The following is a 14,417-nucleotide window of genomic DNA, read 5'->3' on the forward strand; positions in this document are numbered from 1 at the left end:
ATATTTATACGTATTACATAAAATCATATGGAGAAATCTCTTCTTCATCAACCTCTTCTGTTTTCAATACATCTACTAATATTTCTTTTAATCTTTCTTCCAACGTTGTATGCCGCCTGTTTGTATCCATTGTCCCGATTCCTTTAAAGAACGCAGGCTTCTCCCCACAAATAATAAGTGATTCTTTACTTCTCGTTATTGCTGTATAAAGTAAATTCTTTCGTAACATCCGATTATAGGTTGACACAACCGGCATAATCACAATCGGAAATTCACTTCCTTGTGATTTATGAATAGAGATACAATAGGCATGGGTGAAATTAATATAGTCTTTCCGAACATATACGACATCCTTCTCGTCAAAGGAAATAACAACTTGCTCGACATTTTCTTGGTTCTCATCTTCTCTAAAAATTGCTACAATCTCTCCAATATCCCCATTATAAACACCATCTTCTGGCTGATTAACAAGCTGGATTACTTTATCTCCAACCCGGTACACAACATCATTCACTCTTACCTCACGTTTCTGCTTCGTCTTCGGATTGATTAATTGTTGCAGTTCCCTGTTAATCATTGTAATTCCTGCTTGTGAACGGTACATTGGTGCAAGCACCTGGATATCTTTTACATTCAACCCTTTTTTCTTCGCTCGATCAAATATCTGTATAATACAATCTATCATTTGATATTCATGACAAGATATAAAGCTAAAGTCTTTATCATTTGTTATGGAATCCATTGTGCAAGTATCATTTTTAATTTCATGTGCTAATTGTATGATTTTTGAACCTTCTTTTTGCCTGTATACTTCATTTAATGTCGTGGAAGGGATAAAACCACTACTTAATAAATCAGATAGAACTTGTCCTGGACCAACTGACGGTAACTGATCCTCATCCCCAACAAAGAGAACTTGCATATCGTCAGGAATCGCTTTAAATAGGTGATTTGCTAGCCATATGTCAACCATCGAAAACTCATCAACGATAATAAATTTCCCGTCCAGTTTTTCATTTTCATCTTTATCAAATTCATTACCATTCCAACCTAATAACCGGTGAATGGTAACTGCTGGCAAAGCAGTCGATTCACTTAATCGCTTGGCAGCTCTCCCAGTCGGTGCCGTTAAGATAAAAGGAAAATCAGCTTTTTTATCATAGTCTTTGGGATTCAGAGAAAGACCATGAACTCGAGCATATGCATTGATAATTCCCTTAATAACGGTTGTTTTCCCTGTCCCAGGTCCTCCAGTCAAAATCATAACTTTGGAGTGAATTGCTTGATTAATCGCATTAAATTGTTCTTTACCGTAGCTTAAAACTTCCTGTTCTTCTATATCTCCGATTATTTTCATTACTTCAGCTAATGGCGTTTCTTCCTCTAGCTTATGATCAATGACTCGTTTAAGATGTGAACTAAAGCCATCTTCAGCATAATAAAGGGAAGGGAGATAAACATTGCCCTCTTTCACAATAACCTTTTTTTCTGTGTTTAACTCTTCTAAACGCTCAGCAATTACCGACTCTGATAATTCATTACGAGCATTCAATAAGTCAATAACTTGATAGACGCATTGATCGAGTGGTAAATATACATGCCCATCTTGAATACTCGTTTGTAATACATAAATACATCCAGCACCGATTCGATTTGGATGTGTTAATGAAAGTCCATTTTGTTTCGCAATTTCATCCGCTGTTTTGAAACCAAATCCTTCAATATCAAACACATAACGATACGGATCATCCGTTAAAATATCGATTGCCTCTTCTTTGTACACTTCGTACACTTTTTGTGCCATCTTCAAACCAATATTATATGTTGATAGATTGATAACAACATGTTCAAAACCCTGGTTTTCATGAACGCTTTTGACTAATCTTTCCTTAGTCTCCTTCTTCAAACCAGGGATTTCATTTAGACAATCAGGATCATTGAGGATTTTTGAAATAGCACTCTCTCCCAAGTATCCAACAACACGAGAAGCTGTTTTTTCGCCAATACCATAAAACAAATCACTGGATAAATAGGCAATAAGCCCATCCTTCGTATCTGGTATATACGTTTTAAAAGCATGAACTTTATATTGCAAACCAAATTTAGCGTGTTTTTCAAAATCCCCATAAAAATAGTAGGTTGTATGTTCTTGTAAATTTGCGAAATGCCCTTTGACAACAACTTGTTTTTCCTTAAAATCCTCATTCGTTTCTTCAACAGAAATTTTCGCAATTGAAAAATGTTCAGCATCATTTTGAAAAATAGTATAAAGAAGTTTTCCCTTTATAAATTTTCTCTCTTCCATCGCCTCACGAACAAATTCCATAGTACAACCCCACTTATTCTCTGTTTTTAAATGTTTCTATTGTCTTCTTGCCATTTGCTGCTAATACGTGTTCTGGTTGAATGCGTAGTGCTTCATCGAAATGTTTCTCTGCATCTTCAATATTTTCATTGAATAGATTAATGACACCTAAATTATAATGTGCATCAGAATGTTCTTCATGGAGGCTAAGTACTTTTTCGAAAATCTCTTTCGCGTCTATTAAATGATTACACTGTGCTAGCGTTAGCCCATACTGGAATAACATTTCCTCATCATATGGATTAAGTTCAACAGCCCGCAGTAAAAAAGGTAATGCCAATTTAGATTGATCCTGGTTTTGTAAAGTAATTCCGAGCATAAAATAGACATCTGCATCATCTAATCCTAATGAAATAGCCTGCTGAAAGCTTTCCCTTGCTTTATCAAAAATGGATTGGTCAAAGTAAACATTCCCTAATCCGTAATAAGCTGCTAGAGCTTCTTTATCTAATTCAATTGCCTTAAGAAAAAAGCTTTCTGCACGACTATATTCTTTAAGATGTAACAACAAATTCCCAAAATTAATATAACCTAAGGGTTCAGAAGGGTTTTCCTCGATGACTTCATTAAATATTTTTGCCGCTTCTTCGTATTTATGTTCCTGTATATACTTAATTCCTACTTCATTTTTATCCACCTAAAAAAACTCCTTCAGCTTAACCAACATACTGTAATGCTTTATTATCTTTTAATATTTCATCAATTGTCGCCCCGCCTAGACAAACCTCTCCATCATAGAAAACAACCGCTTGACCTGGTGTAACTGCTCTCTCTGGTTCAGCAAAGTCAACTTTTAATTTACCATCAGCTATTTTGGTTACAGTAACCGCACTATCCTTTTGGCGATACCGAAACTTTGCAGTACATGTAAAGGTATCTTCTACTGATTCTGGATTAATCCAATTAATGTCGGTTGCAATTAACCCGTCAGAATATAATTTATCATTTGAATACCCTTGTTCTACATATAAAACATTTTCTTTTAGATTTTTGCCGATAACAAACCATGGTTCACCTGGCCCACCAATACCAAGCCCTTGACGTTGACCAATGGTGTAATACATTAACCCATCATGTTTCCCTTGCACTTCACCGTCTAATGATTGCATTTCACCAGGCTGTGCTGGTAAATATTCACTAAGGAATGTTTTAAAATTACGCTCTCCAATAAAACATATACCTGTCGAATCTTTCTTTGTTGCCGTTACAAGCCCTGCTTCTTTCGCGATATTACGTACCTCTGCTTTCGGCAAGTGTCCTAATGGGAACATTACCTTCGATAGTACATCCTCCGATAATTGGTTTAGGAAATAGGTTTGGTCTTTATTATCATCTACACCGCGAAGCATCTGTACGTGACCATCTACTTCTCTAACCTGTGCATAATGTCCAGTTGCTAGGTAATCTGCACCTAGTGATAGTGCATGGTCGAGAAACGCCTTAAACTTAATTTCTTTATTACACATGACATCTGGGTTTGGTGTTCTTCCTGCTTTGTATTCATCTAAAAAGTAGGTAAAAACTTTATCCCAGTATTCCTTTTCAAAATTAACCGAATAGTACGGTATTTCGAGTTGATTACAAACCCGTACAACATCATCAAAATCTTCTGTAGCTGTACAAACGCCAAATTCATCCGTATCGTCCCAGTTTTTCATGAAAATCCCGACAACATCATACCCTTGCTCTTTTAATAGTAATGCAGCAACAGATGAATCAACACCGCCACTCATTCCTACAACAACACGTATATCCTTATTTTCTTTCATTTATATCAATCCCTTATTTCGTTAATCGTTTAACTATTTTTGCAACACGTTCTGCTGCTTCTATTACATTTTCTTCTGTATTATAAATTCCAAAACTAAAGCGAATGGAGTTCGTCGTACAGGGGTTATTATTTCCAAACATTGCCGTTAATACATGTGATGGTTCGACACTTCCTGCCGTACAAGCACTACCACTTGAAGCGGCAATACCGCTTAGGTCGAAATTGGTGAGCAATTGTTCAACGTTTGCACCTGGAAAACTAAGATTGACCGTCGAGGCAATCTGAGAATCGTAGTCCCCATTAATTTCAAAATGAATCTCATTTTCTTTTAGCCCTGATAGAAATAATTCTTTATGTGTCTGATAGGTTTCTCTTCTTTTTTCTTTATTTTCCATTGCAAGCTCTACTGCCTTATGAAAGCCAACTACACTTACAACATTTTCTGTACCTGGCCTTCGCTTTCTTTCCTGCTCCCCACCGAATTGTAACGCATTTAGTTGTATTCCTTCTTCTACATATAGAAAACCAATTCCTTTTGGTCCATTTATTTTATGAGAGGAAACGGATAGAAGGTTCACACCTAATTCTCTAACATTAATGTCAAGTAAACCAAATGCTTGAACAGCATCTGTATGGAAGTATGCCAGATGGTCTTCTAGCAGCTCGCCGATTTCCTTTATCGGTTGAATAATTCCTGTTTCATTATTTACAAACATAATGGAAACGAGGATTGTTTCCTCTTTAAGGGCATTCTTAACATCTTCCACTCTTATTTTCCCATCCTCATACACGGGTAAATACGTCACATCGAATCCATTCTTCTCCAAGAATTCAGCCGCTCGCAGTGTAGCATGATGTTCCTGCCTAGTAGTAATAATATGTTTCCCTTTATCACGATTTCCCAGAGCAGTACCGATTATTGCTAAATTATCTGCTTCTGTTCCACCACTTGTAAAGATAATTTCCTTTTCATTTGCATGAATACTTGTTGCCATCGCGCGCCTTGCGTCATCTAAATATTTCCTAGCTTTTCTACCAAATGAATGAACGCTTGATGGATTACCGAATATATGTTGATATACTGGATACATTGCATCAATTACTTCTTTATCCATTGGTGTTGTTGCTGCATGATCCAAGTAGATTGGTTCCATATTCTCTTTCCTTTCTATTCCCTAGTTCAAAGCTTAAGTTAAATGTAAAACATATATGCATCCTGTTGGCCATCATTTTCATGATTTGCTAAATCTTCTAAAGTAGTCTTATCTAGTGTTTCTTTTATCGCATCACGAATTCTCCCCCATAGCTTCTGTTGAGCTGGGCTTTCATTTTCCATTCCCTCGACAATTGTAATTGGACCTTCTAATACTCGAATCACGTCTCCCGCCGTTATTTCCTTCGCATCCTTTGCTAAGACATAACCACCATATGCCCCACGAATACTCTTTATAAGTCCAGCATTTCTAAGTGGAGACGCTAATTGTTCTAAGTAATTCTCTGATAAGTCGTTTTCCTTTGCGATTGATTTTAGTGAGGTTGGTCCCTCTCCTTGTTTTTTTGCTAGATCAATCATTATTGTTAGACCATAACGTCCTTTAGTTGAAATTTTCACAAATATACACCTCAATTTTCTAATACATTCCGTACACAATGATACATGATATTATAGCATGAAAAGCATGCTCCTTGCATTATCTCCGAATTGGAATTAAGCTTTATACTAAGAAAAGCGCAAGCGTCCGTATAGCGAAGCAACTTGTAGCTTTGCGAGAATTGACACTTCACCGAATAAGCTTATTCATGTTGATATCGATTTCCATTAGGTGAGGGAAGTCTCGCTAACAGCACGGGCGCTGGAGCTGGACAGCAAAACACAAAAATTTTTCTTACATACTAAAATAACATATCAGAGGCACTTATGCCTCTTTACGGCTCAACGAATATCCCATATTAAAAGGAAGATTAAAATGAATCGACAACCACTTGCATATCGAATGAGACCTACTCATATTAACGAAATAATTGGCCAAGAACATCTAGTTGGTGAAGGGAAAATTCTAAACCGAATGGTTAAAGCAGAGCTTCTTTCTTCTATGATTCTATTTGGACCACCTGGAACAGGAAAAACTTCAATGGCCACAGCCCTAGCTAAAACAATTGGACTACCTGTGAAATTATTAAACGCTGTTACAGATAAAAAGAAAGATATGGAGATTGTAGTCGAAGAAGCAAAAATGCGAGGAAACATTGTTTTAATTTTAGATGAGGTGCACCGCCTAGACAAAGGAAAGCAAGATTTCCTCCTCCCACATTTAGAAAGTAATTTACTTACACTTATTGGCTGTACAACAAGCAATCCATACCATTCCATTAATCCAGCCATTAGAAGTAGATGCCATCTCTTTGAGTTACATTCCCTAACCACTAGTGATGTAATATCGGCCTTAAAGCTTGCAATTATGGATGAAGAAAAAGGCTATGGTTTAAAAAACATAAACATTTCTGACGAAGCATTGGAACATTTTGCCTTCGCTTCAAACGGTGATTTACGATCTGCTTTAAATGGGTTGGAATTAGCTGTGTCATCCACTCCAAAAGTAGAAAAAGATGAAATAAAGATTAATCTTGAAATAGCTGAGGAATGCATGCAGAAGAAAAGCTTCTCCCACGATAAAGGTGGAGATGCACATTATGATGTTTTATCAGCCTTTCAGAAATCTATCCGTGGAAGTGATGTGGATGCCGCACTTCACTATTTAGGTAGATTAATTGAAGCAGGAGATTTGGATAGTATCGCAAGGCGCATGATTGTTACTGCCTACGAGGATATTGGACTCGCAAATCCGCAAGCAGGCCCCAGAGCACTGTTTGCAGTTCAAGCTGCTGAAAGGTTAGGTTTCCCTGAAGCACGTATTCCGTTAAGTGTTGCAATTATAGAGTTATGCTTATCCCCCAAATCAAACACGGCTTACAAAGCACTTGATGCTGCTCTATCCGATATTCGAAGTGGAAAATCTGGAGATATACCTGCACACCTTAAGGACGCACATTATAATGGTGCAAAAAAATTAGGACGTGGCCTGGATTACTTGTATCCACATGATTATGAAAACAGTTGGGTAGTTCAACAATACTTACCTGATTCTATAAAAAACAAACACTACTATAGCCCTAAGAACTCTGGTAAATTTGAGAAAGCATTAAAGCAAGTTTATGACAAAATGGATCAAGAAAAAAGAAATAAGGTATAAATCCTAATCCAAGCGGTAACAATACATAGTAAACCCAATACCTGGAAATGAAAATTTCCATAAGTCGTAATATGAACGACAATTATAGGGCCACCCTACTAAACTTGTTCAACTAATCAGTATGAAAGCTTACTATAATTGCATGTTCATTGATAAATGTAAAAAAACGAAAACTATTGTATATGCTGCTAGGAAAAGGAGTTGAGCTTTATGGCTAAAGTTAGACAAGATGCTTGGTCACATGAAGATGATTTATTGTTAGCCGAAACTGTATTACGTCATATAAGGGAAGGTAGTACACAGCTAAATGCATTCGAGGAAGTGGGAGACAAATTAAACCGCACTTCTGCTGCATGTGGATTTAGATGGAACGCAGAAGTTAGACAAAAGTATGAAAGTGCAATCGATCTTGCAAAGAGACAACGAAAAGAAAAGAAACGTGCTATAGCAAAGAAAACACAGAACTTTGGAAAACCAATTGTTGCATTACCTGCTAATCTTGAAGAGTATGCAACAATGGATGATGAAACATCTCTCATACAACCTGAGGTTATAAATACTGAAGTTCCTTCAATCTCTCTAGATACTGTTATCGAGTATTTGAAAGAACTCAAAAAAGACTATCATGCTTCAAATCAATCAAAAGCAACACTAGAACAAACATTTAAAGAGAATACAATGTTAAAAGAAAAAGTGAATCAATTAGAGAAACAATTGGAACATACAGAAAAAGAAAGGCTTTCAATAAAAGAAGATTATCAAGCATTTATTCAAATTATGGAAAGAGCTAGAAAAATGACTGTCCTTGATGACCAAGGAACAATGAAATCACCTACATTCCGAATGGACAAGAATGGAAATTTAGAGCAAGTAGCACAAGGAAATTAATCTACTAAAGAAAAAACTGACTCATTATTGTAAATGGGTCAGTTTTTTTATGTAACTATTCATCCCGATAATGCCGTCAGTTTTGGTTTTGATCCCGCTAATAGCAGGTGGGTGCTCTATTTTATAGTTATTGTGCTTCCACTATGATTGCGGCCTGCACGCACCATAAAAACGTGAGCTCCCTAATGTAAAATTGTTCGGTCAAATAACTTTAAACAGACGTACATATCAGGATGAAAATTTTAAAATTTCGTAACTAGCGCCCAAAATCGAAAGACCCACAAACTTCATGGACTCTCTTCATGCGTCGCTACACGGGCGCTTATGCTTTTGCTCTTTGTAAATTTATCTTAACATGTGTGAAGTCCTTTTACAATATGACTTCATATGAAAAATGCATTACATAAATTACAATTTATTAACATTTTTACCGATTAGTCATTTTTCTCTGAAAGCTGTATCGATAATTCCTCTAATTGCACATCACTTACTTCACTTGGAGCATCCGTTAATAAATCAGATGCTGAAGCAGTTTTAGGGAATAAAATGGTGTCACGCAAGTTCGTTCTTCCAGCAAGTAACATGATAATGCGATCTAACCCTAACGCGACGCCACCATGTGGTGGTGCACCAAATTCAAGTGCTTCAAGCAAGAAACCAAATTGTTCCTTTGCTTCTTCCTCTGTAAATCCTAACACTTTAAACATTTTATTTTGAATGTCACGTTTATGAATACGAATAGAACCCCCGCCTAATTCATAACCATTTAGTACAAGATCGTATGCATTTGCAAGTACACTTCCAGGATCTTCTTCTAACTTATCCAAGTCTGCCTCAACCGGTGAAGTGAATGGATGATGTGCTGCGAAATATCTTCCAAGCGCTTCGTCATATTCTAGTAATGGCCAATCCGTTACCCAAAGGAAATTAAATTTAGATTCATCGATTAACTTAAGTTCTTTTCCTAGCTTCAATCTGAGTGCACCTAAACTATCGTATACAACAGAAGATTTGTCTGCAACGAATAATAATAAATCCCCTTCTTCCGCTTCTGCACGACTGATAATGGCGTTTTTCTCTTCGTCTAATAAGAATTTTGCAATTGGTCCTTTTAGTCCTTCTGCTTCAACTTTAAGCCACGCCAAGCCTTTTGCACCATAAACTTTTACGAAATCTGTTAATTTATCGATATCCTTACGGGAAAAGCTTGCCGCCTCCCCTTGCACGTTGATTAGCGCAACTTTTCCTCCGCTCTGTGCTGCACTTTGGAACACTTTAAATCCAGAGTTCTCCATGATATCTGATACATGGATTAATTCCAATCCGAATCTGGTATCTGGCTTATCTGAACCAAAACGATCCATCGCTTCTTTATACGGCATTCTTAATAAGGGTAACTCAATATCAATGTTTTTGACTTCTTTCACTACTTGTTGCATCATGCGCTCGGTCATTTCCATAATTTCGTCGCTTGTCATAAAGGAAGTTTCGATATCGATTTGCGTAAATTCAGGTTGACGATCTGCCCTCAAGTCCTCATCACGGAAACAACGTGCAATTTGATAGTATTTCTCAAATCCGCTCATCATAATCAGCTGTTTAAATAATTGTGGTGATTGTGGCAAAGCATAGAATTCACCTGGGTGTACTCGACTAGGAACAAGATAATCTCGTGCACCCTCTGGTGTACTTTTTGTTAAAATTGGCGTTTCCATTTCTAAAAATCCATCATTATTTAGAAAGTTACGAATGGCTTGTGATGTTTGATGCCTTAGCTTAAAAGTTTCTTGTAGTGGACTCCTACGTAAATCTAAGTAACGATACTTCAGTCTTAAATCTTCAGAAACATCGGTTTCGTCTTGAATTGCAAATGGTGGTGTGTTCGATTTATTTAAAATTGTGATTTCTTTTACGAACACCTCAATCTTCCCTGTTTTCATCGTAGGATTAATCGTTGATTGCTCCCGTCCAACGACCTCGCCCGTTAATTCAATTACGTATTCTGAACGAATTTTATTAGCAATCTCTAATGCTTCCTTGGAATAATCTGGATTAAACACGACTTGCACTAAACCTGATTTATCACGTAAATCAATAAATATCAAACCACCCAAATCGCGGCGCTTTTGTACCCAACCTTTTAGTAGTACTTCTTGATTAATATTTTCCTCTGTAAGCGTTCCTGCTAATTTTCTTTCCATCATGATTCCTTTCCTCCCTGAAGTTTCCCTTGCATCTCTTCTACCAATGTAGTAATAGGTACTTCCACTTGTTCCCCTGTTTGCATTGATTTCACATTAACCACTTGTCTTTCTAGCTCATCTTCACCTAAAATAAGGACATATTTTGCCTGTAGTCTATCAGCTGCTTTGAATTGACCTTTCATTTTTCGATTTTGATAGTCTTTATCTACCTGAATTCCTTTTGCTCTTAATTCATGAACTATTTTTACTGCTGTTTCCTCCGTTTTTTCACCTACCGCTACCAAATAACAATCTAATTCATGATCGATTGGGATTTCTACGTTCTCTGCTTCTAGCGCCATTAACAATCTTTCTAACCCCATTCCAAAACCAATTCCAGGTGTACTTGGTCCCCCGAGTTCTTCAATTAAACCATTATATCTTCCACCACCAGCAAGTGTTGTGATTGCTCCAAACCCTTCTGCATCACTCATAATTTCAAAAGCTGTATGATTATAATAATCCAATCCACGAACCAAGTTAGGATCAACAATATATTCAATTCCCATTGCTGTTAAGAATGTTTTAACCTTTTCAAAATAATTTTTTGATTCTTCATTTAAATAATCCAGAATAGAAGGAGCTGTCTTCATTGCTGGGTGTTCCCGGTCCTTTTTGCAATCTAGTACCCTTAGAGGATTCTGTGTTAACCTCGTTCTACAGTCTTCACACAATTCTTCTTTATGTGGTGTGAAATGTTCTACTAATGCATTTCTATGGTTCGTTCTACTTTCTTTATCTCCCAAAGAGTTGATGACTAATCTTAATGATTTTAATCCAAGATTTTTATAAACGGTCATTGCTAAATCAATGACCTCTGCATCCACTGCTGGATCAGCACTTCCAAGTACCTCTACACCAAATTGATTTAGCTGGCGCATTCTGCCTTTCTGTGGACGTTCATAACGAAACATTTGTGCAAAGTAATACAGTTTAACTGGTTGGTTAGGATCCCCATATAATTTATTTTCAACAAATGCTCGAGATACTGCTGCTGTACCTTCAGGACGCAATGTTAAACTCCTACCACCACGATCCTCAAAAGTATACATTTCTTTCTGAACAATATCTGTAGAATCTCCTACTCCACGCTGAAATACTTCTGTATGCTCAAATAAAGGCGTACGAATTTCCTCATAATTATAGTTATTACATATTTCTTTGATACCTTTCTCAACAAACTGCCATTTCTTAGAGTCCTTAGGCAAAATGTCAACCGTACCTCTTGGCGCGCTCATACTCACTTTCATTACCTCCTATTTTAAAAAAACGAATTAAATTTATGTACACAAAAAACTCCCGTCCCTAATTGAAAGGGACGGGAGTTCACCCGCGTTGCCACCCTAGTTGATGCCTTAAAGCACCCGCTCTTGGCAGTTAACGCCTGCAAAACGTCTATATCTACTAGGGAAGTTCAATATAGATCCTTAGGAGTGTCTTTCATTAGTCCAACTTGTAAAAATGCTTTCAGCCAAGGCATTTTTTCTCTATAGCAAGTGGTGTCTAATTACTTTTTCCATCATTGGTTTTTTTAATTTATAAATTTAATATTACATTTTATATATTCTAGAATGACTTTAATAATAATCGTTACATTTTATATTGTCAAGCACGATTTAACTTTTTCTTTAACATTTTCACTTCACCGATAGATATACCAAATTCCTCTGCAATTTCCATATGATTTGCACTTCCATCCAACTCCATAAAACGATGTAGATTTACACCGAATACATCTTTATTATTTCCAACATTCCACTGTTTATCATTTACTCGCATAATAGACTCCTCCTTTATTAGGCTCTTTTCGAAAGTTTTGTTACTTTTTCGCCTTTGATATAAAATGCGCAGTAAGTTGAGAAAATACATGTCCTACCGTTCCGGCAATACACTTCGCTTTCCGTGGGCGGCTGGTGAGCCTCCTCCGTGCTAACGCACTACGTAGTCTCACCGATGCCTTTCCTCCCACAGGAGTCTACGTGTATTGCCTCCACTAGGATTGTGCTATTCAACTTACTAATAATATTATTGCTAGTATGTGGTTGATTGGAGCGGAGGGCAGCCAGTCGACTCCTGCGGGAAATGCACGTGTCCGAAGACTCCAGAAGAAGCGCTCTTTGCTTCTTTGGAGGCTGAGGCCGTGCCCTAAGGTGCGCGTACTGGCTGCCTGGAGCGGAAATCAACAAAGCACTTATTGTTGCGCATTTTATATCTTTTGTGAATAAGACAAAATCTTATAGAAACAGCTTTCCGTACCTACAGTTTTGCCTTAAAGTGGATTTTTTATTATACTAAATAGTATCTGTTTTTTTAACCTAAACAACGTTTAGCGGGGAGGATCCATTTGCATATAAAGAAACGTTTTATCATAATATTTAGCATATTTTTGATTGCCATTTCATTTTCTATTACGGCATTTGCTAGTGAGGTTGTTATCAATGTTGACAATTTAAATATTCGTAGTGGACCTGGTACAGAATATGCAACGGTTGGACAAGCCAATGCTGAGGAAACCTATCCATTTATCCAGCAGGAACAAGACTGGGTTGAAGTTGAATTGGAAGAGGGAACTGGTTGGATAAACGTGGAATTTTTAACAGTGAATAATGACACAGTCGAAGTTAATGAACCAGATGAAAATAACCAGGAAATACAAACTACGTCTATTACGATTCAGGCAGATAACACACATTTGAGAAGTGGTCCTTCAACTGATTATAATATTACACATTTTGCTGACAAAGGAGAGCAATTTGAAGTCATTTCACAAAAGGATCAATGGTACGAACTAGAGAACGAGAATACAACCGGCTTTATCTTAAAAGATATCATAGCTGATGATTTAGAAGGTTATAATGAATTTAACTTTATGAACAAAACGATTATCATCGATGCAGGACACGGAGGACACGATGTTGGGGCAATTGGAGCATCAGGTACGTTTGAGAAAGACTTCACTTATTTTACTGCACAAGAACTCGAAAAGGAGCTTACTGCATTAGGAGCGAATGTTTTATTAACACGTCCAGGAGATGAATTTATTTCTCTCAATGCGCGAGCTAGTTTTTCCAATATATCTAATACAGATGCTTTTATTAGCATTCATTATAATAGCTTTACCGAACAGCCGAATGTTACTGGAATTGAAACATTCTACTATCACGATCAGAATAAAGATTTAGCAAGGTATGTTCAAGAAGAGATGATAAAGGCAACGAATGCCAATAATCGGGGATATGAATTTGGGGATCTTTATGTTCTACGGCAAAATTTCAAACCCGCAGTATTAGTTGAATTAGGATTTATCTCTAACGGTGAAAGCGAAGCAAAATTAAGAACCAAAGCATATCAACAACAGTTGGTTCAGGGGATGGTAAATGGACTGAGCAGATATTTTTCTTCCTATTAAAATAGAAAAGGGATGTCAAAATTGACATCCCTTTTCTATTTATCCTTACTATCAATGATCAGTGTCACCGGCCCAACATTTGTCAATTGGACATTCATCATTGCCCCGAATTGTCCAGTTTCAACCTGAATCCCCTGATTTTTCAATTTTTCATTAAATTCCTCATATAATTGATTAGCAAAATCAGGTTTAGCAGCCTGTGTAAAACTCGGTCTTCTACCTTTTTTTGTATCTGCATATAATGTAAATTGCGATATAGACAAAACGCTACCATTAACATCAATTAAGGAATCATTCATTTTCCCATTCTCATCTTCAAAAACACGTAAATGAATGATCTTATTTACTAAATAATTTATATCTTCTTCATTATCCTCATGCGTGACACCTAAGAGAATAACGAAACCATCATCAATTTGTCCAACTATCTTCTCATTTACAGAAACATTGGCATCTTTTGCTCGTTGTATTACTGCTCTCACTTTAAAAC

At 36.8% G+C, this 14,417-nt stretch carries 12 protein-coding genes, 1 other RNA gene and 1 other annotated feature; of the genes, 3 read left to right on the top strand and 10 right to left on the bottom strand.

What is annotated here, in order from left to right; all coding sequences use genetic code 11:
• Positions 1-13: 13 nt before the first annotated feature.
• The 5 genes from recD2 to cymR are packed head-to-tail and all read right to left on the bottom strand — an operon-like array spanning position 14 to position 5,748.
• Positions 14-2,326: an SF1B family DNA helicase RecD2 gene (recD2, locus tag D8M05_RS03165; protein ID WP_121128565.1), complete on the bottom strand. Its 2,313-nt coding sequence runs from the start codon at positions 2,324-2,326 to the stop codon at positions 14-16.
• A 13-nt stretch (positions 2,327-2,339) separates the two neighbouring features.
• Positions 2,340-3,002, bottom strand: a complete 663-nt coding sequence (locus D8M05_RS03170) for a tetratricopeptide repeat protein (protein WP_121128567.1) — start codon at positions 3,000-3,002, stop codon at positions 2,340-2,342.
• Positions 3,003-3,021: 19 nt separating this feature from the next.
• Entirely contained in the window at positions 3,022-4,134 is a 1,113-nt protein-coding gene (gene mnmA / locus D8M05_RS03175; protein ID WP_121128569.1) for a tRNA 2-thiouridine(34) synthase MnmA, read from the bottom strand.
• Between the two features lie 13 nt (positions 4,135-4,147).
• On the bottom strand, positions 4,148-5,290 hold the full coding sequence (locus tag D8M05_RS03180; protein ID WP_121128571.1) for a cysteine desulfurase family protein: 1,143 nt from the start codon (positions 5,288-5,290) through the stop codon (positions 4,148-4,150).
• 38 nt (positions 5,291-5,328) lie between these two features.
• Positions 5,329-5,748 (bottom strand): cysteine metabolism transcriptional regulator CymR, encoded by a 420-nt coding sequence (gene cymR / locus D8M05_RS03185; protein WP_121128573.1) that lies wholly within the window; start codon positions 5,746-5,748, stop codon positions 5,329-5,331.
• A gap of 355 nt (positions 5,749-6,103) precedes the next feature.
• On the opposite strand from cymR, the gene D8M05_RS03190 reads away from it, so the two are divergent.
• Entirely contained in the window at positions 6,104-7,387 is a 1,284-nt protein-coding gene (locus D8M05_RS03190) for a replication-associated recombination protein A (protein WP_121128575.1), read from the top strand.
• 210 nt (positions 7,388-7,597) lie between these two features.
• The gene (locus D8M05_RS03195) at positions 7,598-8,275 is read left to right on the top strand and encodes an RsfA family transcriptional regulator (protein WP_121128577.1); all 678 of its coding nucleotides are present in this window, start codon (positions 7,598-7,600) and stop codon (positions 8,273-8,275) included.
• Positions 8,276-8,332: 57 nt separating this feature from the next.
• Here the strand turns inward: D8M05_RS03195 and ssrS are convergent.
• The 4 genes from ssrS to D8M05_RS20085 form a co-directional block, all read right to left on the bottom strand.
• A non-coding RNA gene (gene ssrS, locus D8M05_RS03200) (6S RNA) lies at positions 8,333-8,513 on the bottom strand.
• A 196-nt stretch (positions 8,514-8,709) separates the two neighbouring features.
• Positions 8,710-10,479 carry an aspartate--tRNA ligase gene (gene aspS / locus D8M05_RS03205; RefSeq protein WP_121128579.1) on the bottom strand — a complete coding sequence of 590 codons (1,770 nt, stop codon included), beginning with the start codon at positions 10,477-10,479 and terminating at the stop codon, positions 8,710-8,712.
• On the bottom strand, positions 10,476-11,762 hold the full coding sequence (gene hisS, locus D8M05_RS03210) for a histidine--tRNA ligase (RefSeq protein WP_121128581.1): 1,287 nt from the start codon (positions 11,760-11,762) through the stop codon (positions 10,476-10,478). Before hisS ends, aspS begins: the two co-directional genes overlap by 4 nt.
• A gap of 67 nt (positions 11,763-11,829) precedes the next feature.
• Positions 11,830-12,050 (bottom strand) — a binding site (T-box leader).
• 73 nt (positions 12,051-12,123) lie between these two features.
• Positions 12,124-12,297, bottom strand: coding sequence for a hypothetical protein (locus D8M05_RS20085; protein ID WP_183072688.1), 174 nt, complete (start codon positions 12,295-12,297; stop codon positions 12,124-12,126).
• A gap of 565 nt (positions 12,298-12,862) precedes the next feature.
• Here D8M05_RS20085 and D8M05_RS03215 point away from each other — a divergent pair.
• On the top strand, positions 12,863-13,927 hold the full coding sequence (locus D8M05_RS03215; protein ID WP_121128583.1) for an N-acetylmuramoyl-L-alanine amidase family protein: 1,065 nt from the start codon (positions 12,863-12,865) through the stop codon (positions 13,925-13,927).
• Between the two features lie 35 nt (positions 13,928-13,962).
• Here D8M05_RS03215 and dtd read toward each other — a convergent pair whose 3' ends face one another.
• Complete coding sequence (gene dtd / locus D8M05_RS03220) at positions 13,963-14,409, bottom strand: D-aminoacyl-tRNA deacylase (protein WP_121128585.1); 447 nt, start codon at positions 14,407-14,409, stop codon at positions 13,963-13,965.
• Between the last annotated feature and the right edge of the window lie 8 nt (positions 14,410-14,417).

The organism is Oceanobacillus bengalensis, from assembly GCF_003628445.1.
GTDB lineage: Bacteria > Bacillota > Bacilli > Bacillales > Amphibacillaceae > Oceanobacillus > Oceanobacillus bengalensis.